The sequence below is a fragment of the uncultured Algibacter sp. genome (assembly GCF_947495675.1).
Lineage (GTDB): Bacteria > Bacteroidota > Bacteroidia > Flavobacteriales > Flavobacteriaceae > Algibacter_B.
Map to the genome: position 1 here is coordinate 1 of NZ_CANLZX010000026.1, position 24,280 is coordinate 24,280.

The 24,280-nt window shown below is 30.5% G+C and carries 20 protein-coding genes; 2 read left to right on the forward strand and 18 right to left on the reverse strand.

The window, feature by feature from the left end; all coding sequences use genetic code 11:
• The 9 genes from Q0842_RS15080 to mnmE all read right to left on the reverse strand — a co-directional run.
• Positions 1-1,608 (reverse strand): PorP/SprF family type IX secretion system membrane protein (locus Q0842_RS15080; protein WP_298500037.1); only part of this gene is annotated, 1,608 nt, incomplete at its 3' end.
• Between the two features lies 1 nt (position 1,609).
• Positions 1,610-3,049 (reverse strand): gliding motility-associated C-terminal domain-containing protein, encoded by a 1,440-nt coding sequence (locus Q0842_RS15085; protein ID WP_298500040.1) that lies wholly within the window; start codon positions 3,047-3,049, stop codon positions 1,610-1,612.
• 141 nt (positions 3,050-3,190) lie between these two features.
• The gene (locus Q0842_RS15090; RefSeq protein ID WP_298500043.1) at positions 3,191-4,519 is read right to left on the reverse strand and encodes a hypothetical protein; all 1,329 of its coding nucleotides are present in this window, start codon (positions 4,517-4,519) and stop codon (positions 3,191-3,193) included.
• Positions 4,520-4,770: 251 nt separating this feature from the next.
• Positions 4,771-5,217 (reverse strand): hypothetical protein, encoded by a 447-nt coding sequence (locus Q0842_RS15095; protein WP_298500046.1) that lies wholly within the window; start codon positions 5,215-5,217, stop codon positions 4,771-4,773.
• Between the two features lie 146 nt (positions 5,218-5,363).
• Entirely contained in the window at positions 5,364-8,498 is a 3,135-nt protein-coding gene (gene ccsA, locus Q0842_RS15100) for a cytochrome c biogenesis protein CcsA (RefSeq protein ID WP_298500049.1), read from the reverse strand.
• Positions 8,499-8,581: 83 nt separating this feature from the next.
• Positions 8,582-10,081 carry an ammonia-forming cytochrome c nitrite reductase gene (gene nrfA / locus Q0842_RS15105; protein ID WP_298500052.1) on the reverse strand — a complete coding sequence of 500 codons (1,500 nt, stop codon included), beginning with the start codon at positions 10,079-10,081 and terminating at the stop codon, positions 8,582-8,584.
• Between the two features lie 11 nt (positions 10,082-10,092).
• Positions 10,093-10,689, reverse strand: coding sequence for a cytochrome c nitrite reductase small subunit (gene nrfH, locus Q0842_RS15110; RefSeq protein WP_298500055.1), 597 nt, complete (start codon positions 10,687-10,689; stop codon positions 10,093-10,095).
• Between the two features lie 2 nt (positions 10,690-10,691).
• Positions 10,692-11,978 (reverse strand): alginate export family protein, encoded by a 1,287-nt coding sequence (locus Q0842_RS15115; RefSeq protein WP_298500058.1) that lies wholly within the window; start codon positions 11,976-11,978, stop codon positions 10,692-10,694.
• Between the two features lie 103 nt (positions 11,979-12,081).
• Positions 12,082-13,479, reverse strand: coding sequence for a tRNA uridine-5-carboxymethylaminomethyl(34) synthesis GTPase MnmE (gene mnmE, locus Q0842_RS15120; RefSeq protein ID WP_298500061.1), 1,398 nt, complete (start codon positions 13,477-13,479; stop codon positions 12,082-12,084).
• Positions 13,480-13,776: 297 nt separating this feature from the next.
• Between mnmE and Q0842_RS15125 the strand changes: the two genes are divergently transcribed.
• Complete coding sequence (locus tag Q0842_RS15125) at positions 13,777-14,208, forward strand: hypothetical protein (protein ID WP_298500064.1); 432 nt, start codon at positions 13,777-13,779, stop codon at positions 14,206-14,208.
• Here the strand turns inward: Q0842_RS15125 and Q0842_RS15130 are convergent.
• The 5 genes from Q0842_RS15130 to Q0842_RS15150 form a co-directional block, all read right to left on the reverse strand.
• Complete coding sequence (locus tag Q0842_RS15130) at positions 14,196-15,026, reverse strand: S1-like domain-containing RNA-binding protein (protein WP_298500067.1); 831 nt, start codon at positions 15,024-15,026, stop codon at positions 14,196-14,198. The two genes, Q0842_RS15125 and Q0842_RS15130, sit on opposite strands and share 13 nt — an antisense overlap.
• 274 nt (positions 15,027-15,300) lie before the next feature.
• Positions 15,301-15,639, reverse strand: a complete 339-nt coding sequence (locus Q0842_RS15135) for a DUF2853 family protein (protein ID WP_298500070.1) — start codon at positions 15,637-15,639, stop codon at positions 15,301-15,303.
• 97 nt (positions 15,640-15,736) lie between these two features.
• Positions 15,737-17,497, reverse strand: coding sequence for a 2-succinyl-5-enolpyruvyl-6-hydroxy-3-cyclohexene-1-carboxylic-acid synthase (gene menD, locus Q0842_RS15140; protein WP_298500075.1), 1,761 nt, complete (start codon positions 17,495-17,497; stop codon positions 15,737-15,739).
• A gap of 49 nt (positions 17,498-17,546) precedes the next feature.
• Complete coding sequence (locus tag Q0842_RS15145; RefSeq protein ID WP_298500078.1) at positions 17,547-18,665, reverse strand: chorismate-binding protein; 1,119 nt, start codon at positions 18,663-18,665, stop codon at positions 17,547-17,549.
• Between the two features lie 2 nt (positions 18,666-18,667).
• Positions 18,668-19,090 carry a PaaI family thioesterase gene (locus tag Q0842_RS15150; protein ID WP_298500081.1) on the reverse strand — a complete coding sequence of 141 codons (423 nt, stop codon included), beginning with the start codon at positions 19,088-19,090 and terminating at the stop codon, positions 18,668-18,670.
• A gap of 73 nt (positions 19,091-19,163) precedes the next feature.
• Between Q0842_RS15150 and Q0842_RS15155 the strand changes: the two genes are divergently transcribed.
• Complete coding sequence (locus Q0842_RS15155; protein ID WP_298500084.1) at positions 19,164-19,739, forward strand: GNAT family protein; 576 nt, start codon at positions 19,164-19,166, stop codon at positions 19,737-19,739.
• A 100-nt stretch (positions 19,740-19,839) separates the two neighbouring features.
• Here the strand turns inward: Q0842_RS15155 and Q0842_RS15160 are convergent, their stop codons facing one another.
• The 4 genes from Q0842_RS15160 to Q0842_RS15175 form a co-directional block, all read right to left on the reverse strand.
• Positions 19,840-20,175, reverse strand: a complete 336-nt coding sequence (locus Q0842_RS15160) for a YtxH domain-containing protein (RefSeq protein WP_298500087.1) — start codon at positions 20,173-20,175, stop codon at positions 19,840-19,842.
• 309 nt (positions 20,176-20,484) lie between these two features.
• Entirely contained in the window at positions 20,485-20,946 is a 462-nt protein-coding gene (locus tag Q0842_RS15165; RefSeq protein ID WP_366941133.1) for a hypothetical protein, read from the reverse strand.
• A gap of 30 nt (positions 20,947-20,976) precedes the next feature.
• Entirely contained in the window at positions 20,977-22,209 is a 1,233-nt protein-coding gene (locus Q0842_RS15170) for a S41 family peptidase (protein WP_298500090.1), read from the reverse strand.
• Between the two features lie 244 nt (positions 22,210-22,453).
• Entirely contained in the window at positions 22,454-24,214 is a 1,761-nt protein-coding gene (locus tag Q0842_RS15175; protein WP_298500093.1) for a serine hydrolase, read from the reverse strand.
• Positions 24,215-24,280 lie beyond the last annotated feature (66 nt).

A 24,280-nucleotide genomic window follows, 5' to 3' on the forward strand; every position in this document is an offset into this window, starting at 1 on the left:
TTCTGCCTTTACTCTTGCTAATTCTTCGTTTCTTGCTTGGGCTGCTGCCGCTGCCGCTATTCTTGCTTCTTCTGCTAATTTTGCTTGGGCTGCTTCTTCAGCTTTTACTCTTGCTAACTCTTCGTTTCTTGCTTGGGCTGCTGCTGCTGTTGCTGCCTCTATTCTTGCTTCTTCTGCTAGTTTTGCTTGAGCTGCTTCTTCAGCTTTTACTCTTGCTAACTCTTCGTTTCTTGCTTGTTCTGCTGCCGCTGCCGCTATTCTTGCTTCTTCTGCTAGTTTTACTTGAGCTGCTTCTTCAGCTTTTACTCTTGCTAATTCTTCGTTTCTTGCTTGGGCTGCTGCTGCCGCTGCCACTATTCTTGCTTCTTCTGCTAGTTTTGCTTGAGCTGCTTCTTCAGCTTTTACTCTTGCTAATTCTTCGTTTCTTGCTTGTTCTGCTGCCGCTGCCGCTATTCTTGCTTCTTCTGCTAATTTTGCTTGGGCTGCTTCAGTTATATTTGAATTTTCATCTTTTAATTTATCTTGATTACCTGAAGTAACTTTTTCAGAATTCACATCATTTTTTTCAATAGCAACTGGTTTAGTCTTTTTGCGACTTTGTGAATTTGTTGACTTTCTACGTTTAGCAATATTTTTATATTTTTTATTTGAAGACATTATTAAAGCTTCTTCATCATCATCTCCACTATAATTATACCTGTAGTTATTTTTAAATTTATAAGCTAAAGTAATATCATGAGAATTTCCAAATGTTGAAAAGCCGCCAACACCCTTTTCATAATTGTATTCAATGGCAATTTGAGGACTCACATTTAAACCAACACCTAATGATAAAGCATACAAACTATTATATCCAGCTTGTGCCCAAATACCTTTTGGAACCATTAACATGAGCATTCCTGACAATACAGTTTGATCTTTTTTAAATTCTGAACTTACAATACCTGAAAATCTACTCTCATCAAAAAAGCCTCGACTATTCATATAACCCGTATACATAATATGTGCTTGAATACCTTGCTCAGGATTATCTTCTATCATTTTTGAAGTAGTAAAATTATAAGATACTAGGTTTTTTAATGAAACACCAAAGTCCAAAAACTCAATTCCGTAATTTACTCCAGGGTTTATTGTAATTATTGAATTTGATGGAAAGTTATCAAGTGCCGAGTCGGGAAAATTAGTTACAACATTACCTTCATTAATTCCACTTTTATAAATACCAAGGTTGAGTCCAAAAGTTAAATTACTATCTCTATCAAGAACAGCATTATATGCAAAATTCACTACGCCACCAAAAGTGGTTAAAACTCCATAATCTTGTTGAAATAAACTAATACCGGCACCTACGTTTTCTCTAAATCTACCAGAATAACCAAACAAATACGTTTGTGGAGCATCATCAAACTGAACCCATTCTCGTTTATTATTAAAACTTATATATTTATTTTGCTCTCGAACAAAACTAAAAGTTGGATTAATAAATTGTCTGTTAAATTTTAAAGAATTTCTGGCTGGCATATTAAATGCAACAACACCATTTTCTTGAGAATAGAGTTGTTGTGTAATACAGAAAAATAAAACTATATGTAATAGATAAGTTTTCATATTACTTAACAACTGTTATTGACCCCTTCTTTGTTTTACCATCAGAAGTAGTTATGATGTAATAATACAATGGATTTACATCATTAAAATCCAATTGATTTTCTGGCCAGTTATTTTGATAATTATTAGTTTGAAGTGCTATTTTACCTTGTGAATTTATAATTACAACTTCCGTATTTGTTCCACTAACATATTTTTGAGGAATTACCCAAGTATCATTTTCTCCATTACCATTAGGGCTAATTAAATTTGGAATATTATCTACATCTGGAAATGCAGATTTTACAGTAAAAGAAAATTCTGTTGAAGCATTGCAACCAGATGTTTGAGTAACAACTGCTTTATAAGAGCCTGTTTCTATAACTTCTAAACTATGATTATTAGCACCTGTAATTAAAGAATCATTTAAATACCATTTAAATTCTGGATTCTTTGCTGTTGTTGTTATGGTAGCTAAAAATGAATCGTCTTCGCTAAAATTAACAACATCATCTACGTTTATACTACTTGTAAAACCTGTGTTTTCAAGATTAATAATTGCACTTGTCATACAATCACCTAAATCGATACTTACCGAATACTCACCTGCTTCATTAGTTTCATACATTTGGCTGGTAGCTCCAGATATTGCTTCACCATCTTTAAACCATTGATAACCAATTGCATTAATAGCGCTTAATACAGTTGCGCCATCTGCCGAGCAATATGGGTTCCCCATACTAGAACTAATACTACTTGTAGCGCCAGAAGCTGCTTCACTTACGGTTACTCTATTTGAAAATGAATTTGAGGTACATGTACCGTAATTAGTTTCTACAAAATATGTTCCTGGTTGATCTACAGATAAAGTTTCTCCATTTGAAACAAAAACTGAAGTGGTTGGACTCGTTTCTTTAAACCAATTATATGTTAATGAAGCATATTGTAATGGGGAATCATTTGATGAGCCGCCAGGATTATCAATAGTTAATATATAACTACCACCAGAACAATAAACACCTGTGGCTATTAAATTATTTATTGAAAATGGTGTGTCCTGAATTTTATAATAGGCAGCAAATACATTTGAACTAGAACTAATTGAATTTGGTGCTGTACTTTTTATTCTTACTCTGTAAGCCTCCCCTGCTATATTTGTAGGTAACGAAAAACTTATAGTTACTGGAGATGTTGTTAATGTGCCTGCAGTAGATGAATAAATTATAGTAGGATCTGAAAAACTACCAGTCTCATCTGATAATTCTGCTATAAATTTATTTGATGATTCTAAAGCAGATTCTGGAGTAAAAGAAAAAGTTAAATTATAATTATTAAATGAAGGGCTAGCACAAGCCTGAGTAAAACCTAAATTAGGCTTACTAATTACAATTTGAGCATGTAACGTTTTGCTTAATGATGAAATTAAAAAAACAATAACGTAAAATAAAGTAATATTCCTCATTCAATTTTATTTACTAATTAAATAAAACATCTAGAAACTAATACTTTACCTCATTTACATTAAAGCCAAATATTTTGACAAAATTTATGAGAATACAAACAAGAAAGTATATAGGTTAGAGTTTTAATAATCATTTTGCATTTAATCCATTATTCTTAAATCAGGGTCAACTTCGTTTGAAGCTATTATTTTGTTAATTCTTAACCTGAAATCTGGTTTTTTTTCATTTTTTGTATCAATAAAAGTTTCGTAATTATCACCTTTAGAATACACATTAAAAAATACACTATTGCCGTACCAATTTTCTAAGTCTTCATTATTAGAATTATAATCAACAAAAATATTTCCGTTACAGTTGTTAAACAACATATTATTAAATATGATTCTGTCTAAATTAGTTTGATTTAATGTTATTTTTTCATCTAATATTACTGCAGGGTTAAATCCAGAAATAACACTTTTACTCATAATAAAAGATGTGTTTTCACCAACATATATAGATTCTTGAACTAAATTCATTTTTATATCGGTTTCTAAATTTTTACTGTCGTTTATAAAGGTTAAATTTTTAGCATTAACATAGGTTCCACTTTTTGCAAAGTCAACTTCTTCTTTTTTGTTATAAGATAAAATTTGTAAACATCTTGACCCATTGTTACTAGAAACATATGGAGATCTTATAGCTAGTGAATTAAGCAAACTACATTGAGCTCCATAATTAAAGTTATAATCAATACTATTTGTTCTATATGACACTATGTTGTACATATTTATATTTCCACCAATAATTTCAAAACCATTTCCGGCAGAATAACTAACCATAATATTTTCTAAGATAGTCTCATGACCTACACCAGCTAATAATAAACCATTAAAATAACTACCATTTTTTACACGTTTACCAGCAAATTCAATTCTAACATATCTTAAAATACCTGAATTATCATCAACGTTTTCACCACCATAATTAGCAGCTCCATTGGATATTGGGTTAACTTGATTATGAAAAGATGCTACAGAACCATAACCAAATTTATTTGACGGGGCATCACCTAAAATAGTAAGACCTCCCCAATCACCAGCTCTTTTAACACTTCTGTTTGATGTAAAAACTATTGGGTCTGTTTGATAACCATCTGCAATAATTGTTGAGCCTTTTGATATGGTTAAAGATCCTTTCGAATTATAGTCGCCAATAATTACTGTACCAGCTTCGATAGTTAAAGTTGCGTTATTGGTTACAAATACACTTCCTAGTAAAAGGTAAACTTCCTTTTTATATAGTGTCGTGTTTTCTTCAATATTACCAGTTAAAATTTTAGTTGGCTCACCATATTCTTTTTGATTGGGCTTAAACTCAGTCCAATTACTTAGCCAGTTCTCTTCTCCCACAATACCTTTTTCTTGTTGTGCAAAACTATTTGCCATAACAAAAAGGAACATGAAAATAATTTGGGTAATGTTTTTCATAGTTAGATATTTAATAAAAACTAAATATAATTTCAGATTCAATTATAACTCAAAAATACAAAAAAATCCATGAAGTGCTAATTATTTCGATGAAATGCAATACTTATATAGTTCAGATAAGAATTACAATCGATAAAATGCAATTGATTTAATAAAAATTCGAATACGAAAGTTAAAAGCTACAAAAATATAATTGACATTAATTTGAGAAGTCGAAACTTATATAAATAATTGTTTAATCGAATAAACTTTTAACGAAAATCATTATACTGGTGAAGAGATTTCATTATTTCTTCATAATATAATATACCAGCAATTAAATTTCCTGTATCAGAATAAGGCAAATATACACTATGAAATTCTCCAGCTTTCTCAAGGTATTCATCAGTAGAATCAAATTGATTCTCTAGAGCTTTCTTATTATCATTATTGTTTGGAATACCTAATGTAGTCATCGTTATTCCTGGTTTAGTTGCAAATGCTACATAAGGCAATGTTCTTATTAACACTTGTATTCTTTCAGAATATAATGTAATTAATTCTCCTTTTTGCATGCGTTCAAGTTCACCTTTATTATGATATTTTTTTATAGTAACTTTTTCGCTTATAAAACTTTTAGGTGCTTTCTTTTTTTGTGCAAAACTAATACCAGTAAAGAGGAATAGGCTTAGACTGAATAAAATAATCTTCACTTTCATGTTATAGATTTAGGGGTTTAAAGCACAAATTTATGTAATTTACCGTTAAAAATAATCGTTTTATCGATTTATTTTTATAAAAAACAAAATATCATGTGTTATTACCTACAAAAATATAAGTAAATTAAAAATTAAGTAAAAGATTATTAATTGTTTTTAAAAACTTTCTTTCTAAAATAAGCTAAAACAGAAACTAAAACTACAACTACTAATAATACATAAATAAATGAAGGTATTGGTAATGGGTCGCCAGCAGCATAACTATGCAAACCCGACAAATAATAATTAACACCAAATGAAGTCATGATTATTGATCCGAAAGCAAAAACACTAGTTGTATTTAATATGTAATTACTTTTTAAACCAGGAATTAAACGCAGGTGTAAGACAATAACATAAACTATTATACTAATTAATGCCCAAGTTTCTTTTGGATCCCAAGCCCAATAACGTCCCCAAGATTCATTAGCCCAAATACCTCCTAAAAAAGTACCTACAGCCAATACAAATAAACCAATTGTCATGGATATTTCGTTTATATAAGTAAGTTCTTTTATTCTAATATCTATTTCTTTTTCAGACTTTTTAGTTTTAAAAATCATGAGCAATAATGCCATAAAACCTAATACTGCAGAAAGTGCCAATGGTGCATAACTACTAACAATTGTTGCTACATGAATTTTTAACCAAAATGATTTTAAAACAGGCATTAAATTGGTTATTTCTGGACTTAACCAATCTAAATAACTTACAAACAATAAAGCACCAGAAAAAAGTGTAGCCAATGGCAAACTAAAATCAGATTTTCTAAATGTTAATAATCCACAAAGTAATAATACCCACGATACAAAAACCAACATTTCATAACCATTACTCCATGGAGCATGTTGTGCTACATACCAACGTAAAATTATATTTCCTGTAAACAAAATAAAACTGACTAACGTAATAATTACTAAAGCATACCAAATGAAATTAACTGATTTTTTATTGGTAAAAATCTTTATAATTGCTAAAACTAAAAGTATTGCGCCAATAACAAAAAACACTTGAAATAACCAGAAATTCAAATTAAGTTGATTATACCATAATTCTGCTTCAATACGTTTTCTACTTGGGATAATTTCTTTTCCTAAAATATCTTGAAATGTTTTTATATACTCTAGATTTTCACTTGCTGCGATCCAGTTTTTAGCATTTACGTTTTTGAAATAAGTTGGTATAATTTGTTTTGCAAAAACGGCATCTTCAGAGGGAAAATCATCAAAATGATGGGTTTGACTGTGCCACTTATTATTTTGATCATTACTATTAGGAAACACCTTTAAATAATTTCCAGTAAACACATTATATAGAATATTAAATCTTTCATCAACCTTTAAAACTTCTTTATCGAATTCATTACGTTCTGCAGGCTTTTTTAAATTAGCCTTTTCAACGGCATCATCTAACAAATATTTACCTTTATCATCAAGTAATTCTGTAAAAGACACTAGGCCATCTTCACTAATATTTAAATTTTCAAATAATTCTCCACCTTTTTTTAAATCTACTTTTATAAGCGGAATATGTTGCCAAATATTTGAGGCCGATTGCATTGCCAAAAATGCCTGATTTGAACTAAAAACAACACTTTCTCCATTTTTAGTAAACTTGAAATAAGGTTTACGTGAAAGCTTTCTTAAGAACTCTGATGCCAAAGTATTCATGGGTTTTATTCGGCCATCTAAATCTTGAACCATTAAGCGACCAAACAACTCTGCATGTTGATTGTCCACTTCTAATTGCTTTATCATGTCTAAGTTAATATCTGGCTTTTCTGTTTGAGAAAAAACCATATTAGACATAGACAGTAATACTAAAATTAATGTTGCACTTTTTAGCTTCAACTTTTTTAATTTTTTATTAATTAATGTAAAGCGTGATGATTTTCCAAAAAGGGTAAAAAACATACCAATCATCATTAATAAATACCCTAAATAAGTAACATTAGTTCCTAATGCATCATGATTTACAGCTAAAACAGTACCTAATTCATCAGTATCATAACTCGCCTGAAAAAAGCGATACCCATCATAATCTAATACATTATTCATAAAAATACGGTGAGGTGTTTCAACATCTCCATCAATCACTTTTACTTCACTTGCATATGCCGATGGACTTGTTGAACCTGGGTAGCGTTCTAATTGAAAATCATCTAAATGAATTGAGAATGGTGTTTTTATAGCTTCTGAACCATAAGACAAAGTCATTTTTATATTATTCACCTCCACATCATGCTTTATTGGTAAAAATCCTTCACGATACAATAATGTGGTTTCTTTTGTTTGATCTCCTACTTTAATATTTACAACTAAAGCATCATCTTTTTGCTCGTCGTTATCTTTTAGTTTTTCTGAAGCGCTTACAAGTGTAATAGCTCCTTTTGGATGATATGATAATGGTACAAATGAAGCATCGCCATCTCGATATAGTGTACGTAATTGTATTGTGTGTAAACTGTCTTTTTTTATGGTGCTAGCAGTTTCTGTAGCCATAACAAATGTACTTAAATCTCTAGGAGATAGAATACTAAAAACACCATCTTTTTCTGTTATATTGATAACATCTGCTTCTTCCACATCAAAACCAACTTTGTGTCTATGAGCTCCAATTGCCTCTACCTCGCCTTTTTCAAGAAAAACAGTTTCTCTTCCATTTCCTGCAGAAACAACCATCTGAATCATAGGTTTTCCATTTGTTGCATCATCTATAATCTCTGGGATGGCATCTGCAACAAAATTATTATATGAAATTAATACAGGAGTATTGTTAAAGTCTGTATTAATACTAAAATCGTTATTACTTATTGGTGAAAAACTTAGTTGCTTTTTTACTATTTTATTAGTTGTACCATCTGATAAATGAATATGAAGGTAATTATTATCGGATATTATAACATTTGATGATGCACCTTCGCGAATACGCATAATACCACCATAAGAGGCATAACGAGTAATTCCAGCTCCTAGTAAAATAATAATAAATGCTAAATGAAACGTTAACAATGCCCATTTTTCAATTCGCCAAAGTTTATATTTAAAAATACTCATGATAAAGCTAATACCTAACCCTAACATTACTACTTCAAACCACCAAGCATCGTAAATAATTTTCCAAGCTGTTGCAGTACCATAATCATTCTCTACAAATGTGGCTACAGCCATAGATACTGCAAAAATAAACAAGCATAAAACCGCTAAAATGGGTGAAGCAAAAAGGCGTAAGATTTTATTCATTTAGTTTACATGTTGTGTTAAATAAAAAGATACCTTACTTTTAGTTAATAAGGTATCCTTAAATATGTTGTTTTACTTTCTTATTATTTTGCTACTGAAGACACCGAATTAACTGGCATTTTATCTTCACGAGCTTTAGCTTCTTCAAGCCATTTTGGTAATAAATTCTTTTTAAATTCAGATTTTTCTGCTTTTAATTTCTTCATGTCTAAGCCAATAAACTCTTGTGCTTTTTCTTTTGTTGAAATGTCTGGCATATCGATAGCTTTGTTATGTCCTAATTCTGCTAATAATCTAGCTAACTTAACACGAGCCTCTTGTGCTATTACTAAACCACTACCAATAACTCTCGCAGTTTCAACAGGTGAATGAAAAGATGCACCGTGAGATGCAGCCGAATAATCCCAACGCCATTGTCCATGACGAATATCTGTTAAAATAGGTTTCATTTGTGCTTCTGTAGCTCCTAAATCCCAACATTTTTTAGCCTCTAAATGTGCTTTTACCAACAAATCTTCTAATTTAAGTCTATTTTCGGTTGCTTTACGTTGTCTTTCATAAACATTAGCAATCAATTTATTAGATTCTTCTCTATGGCATACTTGACAAGCATTAGAGGTATTATTTAAAGGTGATTGTATATGGTGATCGGTAAATTTTTGTCCACCTTCGCTTTTATATGGCATGTGACAATCTGCACAAGATACACCTCTATCTGCATGTACTCCTGTAGAGAATGTTTCGTAACCTGGGTGCTGCGCTTTTAGCATTGGTGTTTTACTTAATTTGTGTGTCCAATCAGAGAATTCTAAATTATCGTAGTAATTCTCCATATCTTCAACAGTCATACCATCTTTCCAAGGAAATACTAAATAAGGCGTGCCTTCTTTTCCTGGTATGTTCTTATTAAAATAATATTCTACATGACATTGTGCACATACTAAAGAACGCATTTCGTTGTGGGTTGCTTTGTTAATATCTTTCCCCATAGCATCAAAAGCCTCAACTAGTGCTGGTCTGGATATACGCAATTTCATTGTTTTAGAGTCATGGCAATCTGCACAACCAATTGGATTTACAATTTCGGCACCTTTATCAGCCCATTTTCCACTATAAAATTCGGCAATACCAATTTCATTCATTAAACGTGGTACATCAGGACTTTTACATGTCCAACATGTTGCTGGCATTGGGCCATCTCCATTTCCTTTTGGTCCTCCCGTTCTTAAAGAATTATGAATATCTTCAATAGCATAGGCATGCCCTCTTCCTTGGTTATAATCTTTAGAAAAACCATAACCTGCAAAAAGAATTACCAAATTAGGATCTTCTTCTAAAACATCTCGCATTGCAGAACCACCTTGCATAGATGCAAACATTGTGTCTGATGTTTGTAACCAAGACTGATATTCTAATGGGAAATTTTCTCCCCAAACAGCATTTCTAGGTTCATTTTCGGCAATATCTACACTAGGTGTATATTTATATTTTGCTTCAGATTTTCTATTAACAATACTTGACGCTAATAGTCCTAATAAAAAAACCACAACAATGGTTATAATAAATAATACTTTGTTTTTCATTTCTATGCGTTTTAATCTTTAAGTTGTTCTTCCATCCAAGCAGGAATAACAAGTTTTTCTTGGTCTGTTGGTAATGGTGCAATATTATATTTTATGGTAGATATACCATGTACTTTTCCGTGTGGCACTAATTTATGACAACTCCAACATTGTCGCCCTGTTCTATTTTCTCGATGACCTTCAATCCAACCATCATATTTTACTTGTGTAACTTGTTGTACATGGCATCGAATACAATTATTTTGTACTACTTCTTGCGATGCTTCTTTCATTTCAATAACATCTGGTTCTGCTCTTGCAGTAAAAACAGATGCATGATATAACCCATCTTTAGCTTTAAAATAATATTTATTGAAAACATTATCATGAGGTACATGGCAATCGTTACAATTTGCCCATTCTCGATGAGAACTGTGCATCCAGCTGTTGTAAACGGGTGTCATTACATGACAGTTAACACAGGCTTGTGGATCATCAGACATGTAAGATGTTATCTTAGATTCCTTTGCCATAAACAAACCCAAACCAATTATTATACCAATAAAAATGACAGCAGTAGTTCGCCATTTTGTGGTTTTTGGAGGTAATATGTTTTTAGTAGATTTCAATATTATTTATTTGTGCTTTTAAACAAAGTTGGTTGTATTTTTAATTGTACCCAACCCCAGTTATTCGTATTATCATTAGGTAAACCACTTTTAATTAAACTCATGCTATCTGAAGCAAATAATTGAGAATAACCAACACTTAATGTAACATCTTTCATTAAATTTCTATTATAAACAATATCCAATTCAGTTCCAAAATAATTATCGGCATTGTTACTTAAATCTGCATTAGCTGAAAAATAATGAGCTTTTGTAAGCAAGGTAGCGTTTTTTCCTGCATTAAATACAACTTTTGCATACAAATCATTTAATCCAACATTATTAGCATGATTGCCTACGTAGAAATAGTCCATAAATCCATTAAACTTATGGTTTGTTCCGTATAAAGGAAAAAACGATTTATTCTTGGTATCACCATCTTGATCTGTACCACTTAACATTTCAAAACCTAATGCAAACAAGGTTTTTGCTGGTTTATAATTAGCTTCTAAAGATACTTGATATGCATTTAAATCTGTAGATTCATTGGATTTTCCAAACTGATAATATGCAGACCCTTTAAATTTTAATTTATTAACAGGAAAAGTAAAATAAGACCCAGCAGTTTGTCTGTAATACACACCATCTGCTATTGTATTATCAACTCCTGTGAAATTTTGAAACCCAGTATTTAAAAACAAAAAGCTAGCTGAGCTGTTTTCCCAATTCTTTTTAAGATAAGCAAATTGCATAGCTTTATAAGTAAATGCCCCTTGAATTGTAAAAACATTACCTACAGAACTTTGTGATTCTTGACTAAAAGCAAAACCAAAATCTGCTATAAAACTATCTTTCTTGTATTTAATTAAAGCAGCATCATGAAAACGACCTTGCATAGCCCAATCTAAGCCTCCTAAAATTCTTTGATCGTCATAAGATAAAACTTGTCTTCCTAATTTAGTAGACCAATTTTCATTTACATGATATTCAACCCATGCTTGAAATAATGAAAAAGAATTATTACTATCTGTAGCATCAATTTGTCTGGTATCACCCCATGTGCTTACATCCTGCATACTCATCATAACATCAAGCTTATCAATGCTGTATTTAACATTTAATCTAGAACGTTGTACTACGAATGCTCCAGGTTCTGCATTATCAGGAAATAAATTATTAAACCCATGTCTGTACTCAAACCTTGGTCTTATATCTGCTCCAATTTCTAATTGAGCAATGGCAAATTGAGATGACAAAATTATTAGGAAAACTAAAGTAAGTTTAACAATAGTGAACTTGTTCTTATTCATTAGTAATGGTTGTTTAGTTTAAAAGCGCAAATTTGAAAAAAGTAACAAGTCTATTTCATGATAATTATCATAAATATATTTAAAAAATTTGTATCAAAAAAAACTATTTTCCTATACAGAAATTAGCAAAAATATTTCCTAACAAATCATCGTTAGTAATCTCTCCTGTAATTTCTCCAAAATGATAAAGTGCTTGACGAATATCTATAGCTAATAAATCTCCTGATAAACCTGAATCTAAACCATCTTTAACTTTCTCAATTTCTTCAAAAGCTTTTAATAAAGAATCATAATGACGAGAATTAGTTACAATGGTATCATTATTTCTCAATGCACCTGTATTTACAAAACTTAAAAGTTTGTCTTTTAACTCCTCTACACCAATAACATTTTTTGCAGATAATAAATGAATATCTGGAATATCATTTTTAACAAATTCTATTTGCTTTCCATTTAACTTATCAACTTTATTTGCAATAATAAGTAATGGTTTTAGCGGATATTTATTTTTAATCTTCTCAACTTCAATCTTGAATGAATGTACAAAAGACTCGTCTTTAAAATTTGTGCTATCGGCGATAAAAATTACAACTTGAGCTTGATCTATTTTCTCGAAAGTTTTTTTAATACCTATACTTTCAACTACGTCTTTTGTTTCTCTAATACCTGCTGTATCAATAAATCGAAACCCAATACCTCCTATTGAAATTTCATCTTCTATAGTATCTCTAGTAGTTCCAGCAATTTCAGACACAATAGCACGTTCTTCATTTAACAACGCATTTAAAAGTGTAGACTTCCCTACATTTGGCTCACCTACTATTGCAACAGGTATTCCATTTTTAATAACATTTCCAACAGCAAAGGAATCTATAAGTCGTTTTAGCACAAATCGAATACGCTCAACCAATTCTTTAAATTGAGTCCTATCGGCAAACTCAACATCTTCTTCTGCAAAATCCAATTCTAATTCAATAAGGGAAGCAAAATTTAAAAGCTCTTCGCGAAGTTTAGCAATTTCGGAAGAAAAACCTCCACGCATTTGCTGCATGGCAATTTGATGCGATGCTTCATTATCACTAGAAATTAAATCGGCTACAGCCTCGGCTTGACTTAAATCTAATTTACCATTTAAAAAAGCGCGAAGCGTAAACTCACCAGCAGTTGCCATTCTACAACCTTGTCTTAAAAACAATTGTATTATTTCTTGCTGAATATAGTTTGATCCATGACATGACACTTCTACAACATCTTCACCTGTATACGAATTAGGGTTTTTAAAAACAGATACTAAAACTTCGTCAATCGTTCTAGAGTTATCAATAATATGCCCTAAATGGATAGTATGAGTTTTTTGATTTACAAGCTTTTTTTTAGTCTTTACAGAACGAAAACAACTATCAGCCATACTTATAGCCTCATTTCCAGATAGCCTTATAACAGCAATGGCGCCTGCTCCAGATGGTGTTGCTAAAGCAACTATGGTATCTTGATTTATCATGTTTCAAAAATACTAAATTTGAAATGCTAATCAACACTTCACTAATAACAAAACTTGTTATTATTATTAAAAACTAAGGTTTTTATATTCATCATTTTATAATCCTAAATATTAAAGAGGGCTTAATAACCCAAAAAAAGTACAGAAAGCAATTAAATACTAATAAAAAATCAAACAAAAGTCTGATTTGGCAACAAATGTGACTATTTAAAAATCTGTGTGTCAAATATTTAAACCCTAAATAAATCGTATTAATTTAATCCACCCCAGAGAAATCAGGTATATAACTTGCAGATAATGAAAATAATAGAATCCAAATTTTCAAATCAGATATTAAAATTTGTAGAAAATAAGCTCGGAAACATCTTTTTTTTTAACCATATTGCTGTTGTAGAACTTCATGAAGGTGTTCATTTTGATATTAAAAATGCATCTTTAATTATTGATGAGCTAACATCTTACTTTGGCAACTCAAAACCATTTGGTGTAGTAGCCAACAGAATTAATTCTTATTCTATTAATCTAATAGAAACGCCTCTTATTAAAGAAAAAGCAAAAAACTTTTTCGCTTATGGGGTTGTAGGACACGATTTAGCTAGTAAAATGAATGCTGAAATAGAAAACAAGTTTTGTGTTTCAGAAAAAATAGATTTCGATAATTTAAACGAAGCCATTAAGATTGTATACAATAGAGTTATAAATAGTGGTCTTTTTCGTCAAGCTAAATAAATACCATCTGGTTTAATTTCTATAACACGCCTTTTATACAAAGTCCCAACAGCCTTTTTAAAATTCTTCTTACTCATTTGCAGCGCCTCTTTTATGGCTTCAGGGCTCGATTTGTCTGTTAAATTCAAATAACCACTATTATCTTGCAACTCTTGTACAATACGGTCGGCATTAGGTTCAATATTTCTATATCCTACTTGGCCTAAAGAAATATCAAGTTTATTACCTGGTCTTATTTTTTTAACAATACCTTTAAGTTTATCTCCAATACTAAGGTCTTTAAAAATACTGTCTTTGTAAATTAAACCCATATGTTTTTTATTTACAATAACATTCATTCCAATATCAGATGGGTGAGATACAATCAAATCAACAGCCTCAAACTCACTAACAGTAAGTTCTCTATTATCTAAAAATCGATTTGTTTTACTAGATGCCACCAATCTTTCGGTTTTTTCATCTAAATAACAATGCACCAAATACCAACCACCAGGTTTCATTTTAAAAGCCTGTTCTTTAAATGGGCAAAATAACTCCTTAACTAAACCCCAATCTAAAAAAGCACCATAATCAGTCACTTGGTTACAGCGTAATAAAGCAAATTCACCACGCTTAATATAAGGGAAATCTGTTGAAGCAACAGGGCGTTCCTCATTATCTAAATACACAAAAACATCAAGCTTTTCCCAAATCTTAAAACCCTCAGGTACATAACGATTTGGCAATAATACTTGGTTATCCTCATCATCAACTAAATAAATACCATGATCGGTTTCACGAAGTATTTCTAATGTGTTTATTTCACCTAATTTTATCATGCCGTAAAGGTAACAATTTTTCAATCTAACACGCCTTTAAGTTCAACTCAACTTTAAGCATTTATTTATATTTTTTTTAATGGCGCAACCCTTTAAGGTCGGGCTTTCACTACTCGCTTCCTCCTGCGTCGGCGAGCTCAAACATACCGTTCAATCCCTTGCGCAACAAATAATAGCATATGTTATAACGCCAAAATTATAATTATCCATAATTTTTTAAAATAAAAAAAGCGCTACATTAATGCAGCGCTTTTTAATTTTTATAATCTTATTTCTAGTAAATAGACTCTTTACCAAAATGCTTAGTTAACATATAATAAACTACAGCTCTGTATTTATTACGATTAGATTTACCGTAAGTATCCATTACAGAAGCAATTGCTTCGTCTAATTTTGGTCCATCACTTAAACCTAATTTTTTAATTAAAAAATTGTTTTTAACAGTTGCTAACTCAGATGCATCCGATCCTGAAACAGTAGCAGCATCCTTATTATAAATTGAAGGTCCGCAACCAATAGTAACTTTTTTTAATAAATCCATGTCTGCGCTAATTCCGCATTTGTCTTTTAAATCTGCAGCATACTTTACAATAAGCTCGTCTCTTTTACTCATAATGATTTTGTTTTATATGTTAGAAAATAATTTAAATTTATAACTGTAATAAAGATAACTAATTTTTAGACACATAAAATATCAAATTGTCACATTATTACTTAATAAATTCAAAATAGTTTAACAGTACTTCATCATTAATAAGTTTTGGTGTAAAAACCTCTAATAATTTTGGCTCATCACCATTAGAATAAAAGGATTCTAATATATTTTTAAGTTCGTCTTCATTACAAGCAGATTCATATTTAAAACCATACATTTTACATAAATACTCTGCATTTAAATCATGATTGGTTTCAAAATATGTGTTGAAATTCTCTGTATTTTTATGCCCAGGTAATATTCTAAAAATGCCTCCTCCTTGGTTATTTACAATTATAATCCTGAAATTTTTTGGTATGTAATTATTCCATAGTGCATTACTATCGTAAAAAAAACTTAAATCGCCAGTTACAAAAACCGTTGGCTTCTCACTAGCAACAGCGCAACCAATGGCTGTTGATGTGCTTCCATCAATACCACTTGTGCCTCGGTTACAAAACACTTCAATACTTTTATGTATTTTAAATAATTGAGTATAACGAATAGTTGAGCTATTACCCGATTGCAAAATATAATCATTAGGAATCGATTTTAAAACGCTATTAAAAACCTTAAAATCAGAAAACGGTATTTCAGCCATATATGCTTTATGCCTTTTTGTTCTGTGCTGTTTAACTGCTGTCCAGGTTGATTTATAATTACTTTTTACATAATGTGTTACTCTTGGTAAAAAGGTTTTAAAAAACTCGTTGGGTGTGTTTTTAAAATGATTATCTAAACAAAAAAAAGTATCATTAGCCATTTTATTATTAATATGCCAATGGTGTTTAGGTTGATATTTTCTTAAAAATTGTTTTATTTTTTTTGATACAATTAACCCTCCAAAAGTCACTAAAATATCGGGTTGTAATTGCAGTTTTTCAGATTCAGAAAGTGGTGCAATTAACTTATCAATACTCGGAAAAAAACTAGAATGATGTATGTTTGATGTTGTTTCTGTAAGCACAATCACACTATCATCTTCAGCTAATTCATCCAACCATTTTTGTTCTATTTGATTTGGTTCATTTACTCCAACAAGAATCATTTTTTTTGATGATGCATTCCAATCTTCAAAACAAGATTGTAAAACATAATCTTCAATAACTTCAGTTTTTATAGTTGATTCTATGGCTTTAGGAGCTACGCTTAACTTATCTACCATTTCATATAATGGCTCATCAAAAGGTACATTAATATGCACAGGCCCTTTTTTAATTTTCGCGAAATTTATTGCAGTATTTATCTCTTCTTCATTATGTGTTTGAATATCCTTTTGTAAACCTAATAATCGTTCAAACTTATCTTCCAAATTTTTAAATATAGGAAGTTCTTCATGTGCAGGTACATGCTTTTCATCTTTTAAATCTAATTTTAAATTTGCAGAATATAAAATATGATTTTCAAAAACATTTTTCTGATTAATAGTTTGCCCATCTCCTATACCAACCAAATGTTTTGGCCGATCTGCAGATAAAACTACCAAAGGAATATCACTATAAAAAGCTTCTGAAATCGCAGGGTAATAATTTAACAAAGCACTTCCAGATGTACAAACTACAGCTGTAGGCTCCTGCAATTGTTGTGCAATACCTAAGGCAAAAAATGCAGCACATCGTTCATCAACAATACTATAGCATTTAAAAAAATTATCGTGAGTAAAACCTATTGTTAAAGGCGCATTTCTACTTCCAGGAGAAATAACAATATGCTTAATACCTTTGGTCTTACAGAGTTGAATAACGGTTTGAGCAAGCGGAATTTTTGGGTAAGTCATCTAACTATTTTGTATAGCAAAAATACGAAATAGCCTATTAAAACACCAGTTATAAAATAGATTTTACTACTAACGATTTTGAGACAGTTTCTGCCCACTCGCTTTCAGCATCAGAACTTTTAGTTATACCACCACCAATATAAATTATAGCTTGTTTATTTTTAAGTTGCATGCAACGTAAATTAACGTACAATTGTGTACTTTTTCGTTTTACGGCATAAGCTCTATTTTCAATATTACGTTTACTAGAACGTGGTGCAATAGTTGCTTCGCAATTTAATTCACCTAAAAAGCCTGTATAAAATTCACGATTATAATGTTCGTTTTTTAAAATAAATTGTTTTGCAGCCAGTTTTGGTAACCCACAAACTGCTGGTGTTGGGTGTAAAGCTTCAATAACATTTTTTAAAGGTGTATTGGGTTTTAAATGTGCAGAAATCATGGTTTTTAAATGCACTAAATTACCTGCTTTAACGGTTTCTGTATCAGAAACTTTATAGTTCTCAATAGATGGTTTTAGGTTATCTATTATAAAATCTGTAACAAACTGCTGTTCTTGTTTTTCTTTATTTTGCCAAACAACATCTAAACTGCCTTTATAATCTTGTGTACCTGCTAATGCCATAATTGAAAACCTATTTCCTTCAATTTTTATTAAAGTTTCTGGTGTAGCTCCTAACCACAATCCTACTTTTGGATGATACCAACAATAAACAAATGCCGATTTATAATTATTTAAAAGGTTTTTAAATATTTGAAAAGGGTCACCCTTAGAAAGACTTATGGTTTCTTGTCTTGATAACACAACTTTTTTAAATTCTGAGTTATTAATAGCTGCTACTCCTTTTTTAACCAAGTTAATATGATTGGCTTTAGAATTTGATGTCACAGACTCATCTATAACTTTTGATACTTTTAATATATTTGATGGTGAAAAATCTGAACTAATGAGGTTTGAAATAATGTTGGGTATTAAAACTGTTTTATCAATAGCATCAAATGGAGAAAACACAAAACCTTTTTCATTAAAATCTTCAACAAAATTTAAACTTGAGTCCTTTTGCAAACGTGCATAAATTTTAACCTTATTTGGTTTTCTGTATGTTACAAATGGTAAATTATTTTGAAAATGCGTTTCAATACGCTCAAAAAAATCAGATGAAGTCATGCTTATTTTTTAGGTAAAGAAATGGTAGATAGCTTACAAATAGAAATTAAATTATCAGCTTCATCAGTAACTCTAATATCTAATAATTGTGTGGTTTTTCCTTTGTGTAAAAACGTTGCTTTAGCATATACAAAACCATCTTTTACACTTTTTAAATGGTTGGCTGTAATTTCTATTCCACGAACAAAAAACGTATCTGTATCAATAAAAATATGAGATGCAAAACTCCCTACACTTTCTGCTAAGGCAGCTGTAGCACCCCCATGTAAAACACCATCGGGTTGGTGTACTCTAGAATTAACAGGCATTCTGGCAACTAAAAAATCTTCACCAAAGTCTATCATTTCAATTTGTAACGTTTCCATTAAAGTGTTTTTGCATGCTATTTTAGCTTGTTCTAAAACATCTTTTTTAGATAATTGCATATAAAAATGTATTTTTAAATCGTGTTTGTAAAAGTACAAAATGCATAGAGAATTAAACCTATTACTTAAGTAAATGATTGTACCTACTTTAGAAAACCAACGTGCAAAATTATCCCCATTAAGTATGGATAACTATATGCACTTATTAAACATTGCTAAACAAGAAAACTTAGTTCAATATTCGCCAAGTAAAGTGGATACCCCAGAAGATTTAAAAGCCTATGTACAAACGGCCTTAAATAGACAGCTAGATAAAAAAGCTATCCCATTTATAATATTTGATAAGGACAAACAGGAATTTGCTGGTTGTACACGATTTGGTCATATTAACTGGCATAACAAAGTTTTATACATAGGTTGGACTTGGATTGGACGCGAATTTCAAGGCACAGGATTAAATATGAATATGAAATTTTTAATGCTACAATATGCTTTTGAAACGTTGAAATTTGATAAAGTTGGTTTTACTATTGATGAGCGTAACAAACGCTCAAGAAAAGCAGTTGAAAAGCTTGGTGGCACCCTTGAAGGTATTTTAAGAAAAGATGTTTTGATGCTTGATGGTTTTAAACGTAGCACCTGTTGTTATGGAATTTTGAAGGAAGAATGGGATGGTATTAAAAAGGATGTTTTTAAAGCATACATTTAAATTCAACTTGTCATTCCGACAACGGAGGAATCTCATAACAGATTCAGAAAACCAATGCCATTTCTTATGTAGAAATTACAAATTATAAAATACTTAACGACTAACTTGTTTTCTGCAAATTTTTATTTTTAGCTTTTAAAATAGCTAATTGCTTTTCTAAGAATGTAATAACATGGTCTGTTTTATAACTTGCTTTAGTTGCTACATTTACAAACTCTTTTTTTAGAGTCTCTTTACCAGAAGCTGCTGTTTTTGTTAAATCTTCTTTAACTTCTTTAGCATCCTTAATAAACTGATCTTTAATAGTTGATGCTTCTTTCTTTAATTTGTCTCTTGTAGCACTACCCTTTTCTGGTGCCAATAAAACACCAATGGTTGCGCCAATGGCTGTACCGGCTATTATACCTAGGGTAATAGTTGCTTTATTTATAATCATTTTTCTGTTTTTTTAAATCGGTTCTACTTATATGTAGTAAAACTTACTGTTTTGTTACAAACAAATTCTGTACCAAGGTATTATGGTGTTTTAAAATGATTAAAAATATCGTATCAAGAACGATTCTTGAATTAAAAAGGGGACTTTATTTAAACTCGTAACTGTGGGTTTTTGGTTATTACGCTTATCGTGTTTATGTATGGTTAGTTAGGTGTTTAGGTACCTAATTTAGCAAATATAAACCGAATAGTAAATCCACGAATATTTTAGTAAATAAGCGAGAAATAGCCATTTATTACAAAAGGTTTTCTAAACAGTTTTTATCTTTCTTTTAATCAACTTGTCAATTCGTCTTTTATTTTCCTGTTGTAAAAGTGAAGGATATAAGTTCATTATTATATTAGCAATCATAATTATCAATCCGAATAAATAGTTATGAGAAATGCTCTTGTATAAGGCAATAACAGTAACAAATATAAATCCGATTAAATGGCTTATTTCTGCAATTGTCATTTCTATGCGTATTTCACTTAATTCTACATTTTTATCTTTTAAGGTTATTTTTCCGTTAAAAAATTTGAAAAATGTGTTTTTAACAATCCATTTGAACTGCTTAATTCCAATACATTTATTAATTTTATTGTTCGTAACAAAGTTCAGGTTAGACAGTTTTTTATAATACTTAGTTTTTAATAGAATACTATTAAAAATCATTCCGACAATCCAAGAGATAAATGATATTGATATTCCGAATGTCAAATATTTAATCATAAGGTTTTTCTTAAAAAGTAGAAAGGGGTTTTACTCCGTTAATTTGTTAATGAGTTTAATTCCTTTTTCCAAAGTTTCATCTTTTTCAGTTGACGTTTGTTTTACATAATTCGTTGGAATATATTTTTCTCTTATTGTACCATTTATGTGATACAACTTCGCTGTAGAAAGTTTGTAACCATATCTTTGGTGCTTAAAACTAAAATCATAAACTTCTCCAGCTAATCTTCTCATTTCTGAACCAACGATTTCAGCTCTTTCCATTCCTTCAAAACCAATTGCAAGTCCTTCTCCCATACTTCCTGTCCAACGACCAACTAAAATTACAACAGGTTTTTCGTATTGCTCCAAACGAGGAGCAACATATTCAATCCAACTTCTTTCAACATTTGGATTGTTTTTTGATTTCTCAATAAATGAGTGTTTTTGATAAGGTTTGGGCTCTTTTATAAATCTACTCATAATTCCACGAGCTTCATATGAGTCTCCACCAAATATTGTATTTCTTAAATCTATAATAAGACCTTTTGTATTTGATAATTTATTTAATGCTTTATCAAATGCACTTACTAAATCATCATCTCCAAGTGAGTTGTTTATTTTAATTATTCCAATTTTATTAATCGTTTTGGAATGTAATAAACCTTCATTATTTTTTAACTTGATGCTATCTAAATTGTATTCAATTTCTTTTTTGTTGGGTAATTTTAAACTCAATATTCTTGGTTCATTGTATCGACCTGCTAAAATTTTATTAGCAATCCATTCTTTAGTTTCAGGAAGACTTTTATCATTACAATACGTTGGAAAATCCTTAATAACTTGCTCAAAATCAATTCCATTAAATTTTATAATTTCAGCTCCGATTATATTTTGATTTGAACTTTCTATTTGCGACTGCCAAATGTTTGTTACGATTAACTTTCCATTTTCTATTCCAGTATAAATTGGTGCAAAAAGACGAAAAGAAGAATTTGTATTTGTTCTTAAAGTAAGATGATTATCATAAAACTCGTTAAGTAAATACTCAAAAAACAATACTGTTTCTTCTTCTGTTTTAATTTTTGGAATTTGTTTTATGTAGTATTCTTGTAAACAATTTAAATCTATATTTTTTTCTTGTAGGTAAACATAGTTGTGTGATATGTCGGTTATGATTTCATTTAAATCTTCTTTAATTTTGTCCTGGTCAATTTTGCTATCTTGTGAATTAGCAAAAGAAAAATTAAAAAAGAAAATAAATACTAAAATCAAGCTTTTCATAAATAATACAGTTGTTGTTTTAAATTATTAGTAGTTAATTTTCTTGTTTTGTTACAATATCTGTTTATTCAAATTATGTAGAACGTTAAGAAATCATTCAGTTTCATTGAATGATATTGATTGATAATTGAAATTAGAAAATTCTTACTATTAAATCAATAAGTACTCATTAATCAATAATAATCAAAAACACCTCCCAAAATATTGAAAAGTGTTTATATTATTAAATAACTAGTATCATTTTTTACTCTATACGTTTACCAATAATTTCTCGACCACCTTGTAAAAGCGTTACGCTATCTATTACTCCTACTTCATTTTTATTAAAGGTTAATTGTGCAGTTACTACTTTTAAATAAAATACGTTTTCAGATTTAGGAAACACATCAAAAACGGGCTGTCCTGTAGCTTGGGTTTTTAATTGGTTGCCTTCTTTGGTAACCGTTAAAACAAAACCAGGCATAAGTTCGTATTTACCAAGGTAGGTTTCTAAAATAGCGTCTGGTACGTTTACTTCTTTTACTAAATCGCTAACATCGTCGCCCAGCTTCTTTAAAAAGTCTATGCCGTTTTGGTTATTTGGGTTTAGATCAACCGATTTTCTATAGTTTTTAATAGCTAAATCTTTTTTACCTAAAGTCATTAAAGCTTCCCCATAACTATCATATGCGTTTGATGATTTTGGGAAGGCTTCAATAATAAGTTCGAATACTTTTGCGGCTTCTTCAACTTTACTAGAACCCATGAGTTTATAGCCCATACTGTTCATTTCGCTTTCACTTAAGTTATAAGTTTCAGCACTTTTAATACTATTATAATGTGAAATTCCAGCATCTATACCTTTAGCTTCTATAACAGTATAAAAAGCATCTGCAACCGATTTTTTAGGCATACTATAGTCTTTTCCATGGATGATACCTAGAATGGCAATAGTGATATCTTGAAGCGGTGCGCCTCCTGTATTATTTAAAAGTACAATTAACGATTTATCTGATGGCGTTCTTGCTATATTGGTATTAAAGCCATTTATACCTCCGCCATGCGCTATGGTAAAAATGCTATCTTTAGACTTACCAAGGTTTTCGTAACCAACGCCCCAACCATAAGCATAATGGTTATCGCCCCAAGCTGATATATAAGGCTTAAAAAATAAATCCATATATTTTTTAGACAGTATTTTGTTGCCATATAAGGCTTGATCCCAGAGGTACAGATCTTCTGCGGTAGAATACATGGATCCTGCAGCATAAGGTATAGACATATCTAAATATCTAGAATTCACGTAACCGTCACCTTGTTTTTCGTAACCTGTAGCTCTGCTTTTTAAGATCTCGCTGTGGTTATCAAAACCTGTAGCATTCATGTTTAAAGGTTTAAAAATTTTTTCATGAAGCTGTTCTTCATAAGTGCTTCCTGTTAATTTTTCAACTATAACACCTAAAAGGAAATACCCCGAATTGCTATAGCTGAATTGTTTTCCTGGTTCGAAATCTAGATCTTTTTCATCAAACTGTTTTACAAATTCATCTGGTGTAAATGGATTGCGACTTACATCTTCAAAAAACTTAGGAAACGATGTGTAATTTGGTATGCCAGATGTGTGTGTTAAAAGATGATGCACCGTAATTATATCTCCCGTTTCCTTTGGGTAGTCTGGAAGGTAGGTTGTAATTGGTGCTTGTAAGTCTAACTTCCCTACTTCTGCTAATTGTAAAATAAGCATGGCTGTAAATTGTTTGGTAATGGAGCCTAAACGGTGTTTCGTATCTGGTGCGTTAGGAATATCCCATTCCATATTTGCCATTCCGAAACCTTTTTTAAAGATAACTTTACCTTTATCTGATACTAAAACAGAACCATTAAACTTTCCGTATTCTTGATATTTACTAATAAGTTGATCTATTTTATCTGCCTTTGATTGTGAAAAAGATATGTAACTAAATAATAGTAACGCAAGTAAAAATAAGCCTTGTTTTGAGTGAAAAAAATTTGATTTTGATTTCATAAGATGATTTTTTGATTGATTGTTGTATTTTTTGATTGTTATTGTATGACGACTAACAACCTTAAA

Excerpts from the sequence above, each read along its gene's own strand:
- Q0842_RS15160 (WP_298500087.1), bottom strand. The coding sequence starts at position 20,175 with ATGATTATAAATAAAGCAACTATTACCCTAGGTATAATAGCCGGTACA.
- Q0842_RS15155 (WP_298500084.1), top strand. The coding sequence starts at position 19,164 with ATGATTGTACCTACTTTAGAAAACCAACGTGCAAAATTATCCCCATTA.
- Q0842_RS15095 (WP_298500046.1), bottom strand. The coding sequence starts at position 5,217 with ATGAAAGTGAAGATTATTTTATTCAGTCTAAGCCTATTCCTCTTTACT.
- Q0842_RS15175 (WP_298500093.1), bottom strand. The coding sequence starts at position 24,214 with ATGAAATCAAAATCAAATTTTTTTCACTCAAAACAAGGCTTATTTTTA.
- Q0842_RS15115 (WP_298500058.1), bottom strand. The coding sequence starts at position 11,978 with ATGAATAAGAACAAGTTCACTATTGTTAAACTTACTTTAGTTTTCCTA.
- nrfA (WP_298500052.1), bottom strand. The coding sequence starts at position 10,081 with ATGAAAAACAAAGTATTATTTATTATAACCATTGTTGTGGTTTTTTTA.
- Q0842_RS15135 (WP_298500070.1), bottom strand. The coding sequence starts at position 15,639 with ATGAGTAAAAGAGACGAGCTTATTGTAAAGTATGCTGCAGATTTAAAA.
- mnmE (WP_298500061.1), bottom strand. The coding sequence starts at position 13,479 with ATGATAAATCAAGATACCATAGTTGCTTTAGCAACACCATCTGGAGCA.
- Q0842_RS15090 (WP_298500043.1), bottom strand. The coding sequence starts at position 4,519 with ATGAAAAACATTACCCAAATTATTTTCATGTTCCTTTTTGTTATGGCA.
- Q0842_RS15125 (WP_298500064.1), top strand. The coding sequence starts at position 13,777 with ATGAAAATAATAGAATCCAAATTTTCAAATCAGATATTAAAATTTGTA.
- ccsA (WP_298500049.1), bottom strand. The coding sequence starts at position 8,498 with ATGAATAAAATCTTACGCCTTTTTGCTTCACCCATTTTAGCGGTTTTA.
- menD (WP_298500075.1), bottom strand. The coding sequence starts at position 17,497 with ATGACTTACCCAAAAATTCCGCTTGCTCAAACCGTTATTCAACTCTGT.
- Q0842_RS15085 (WP_298500040.1), bottom strand. The coding sequence starts at position 3,049 with ATGAGGAATATTACTTTATTTTACGTTATTGTTTTTTTAATTTCATCA.
- Q0842_RS15130 (WP_298500067.1), bottom strand. The coding sequence starts at position 15,026 with ATGATAAAATTAGGTGAAATAAACACATTAGAAATACTTCGTGAAACC.
- Q0842_RS15165 (WP_366941133.1), bottom strand. The coding sequence starts at position 20,946 with ATGATTAAATATTTGACATTCGGAATATCAATATCATTTATCTCTTGG.
- Q0842_RS15150 (WP_298500081.1), bottom strand. The coding sequence starts at position 19,090 with ATGCAATTATCTAAAAAAGATGTTTTAGAACAAGCTAAAATAGCATGC.
- Q0842_RS15145 (WP_298500078.1), bottom strand. The coding sequence starts at position 18,665 with ATGACTTCATCTGATTTTTTTGAGCGTATTGAAACGCATTTTCAAAAT.
- Q0842_RS15170 (WP_298500090.1), bottom strand. The coding sequence starts at position 22,209 with ATGAAAAGCTTGATTTTAGTATTTATTTTCTTTTTTAATTTTTCTTTT.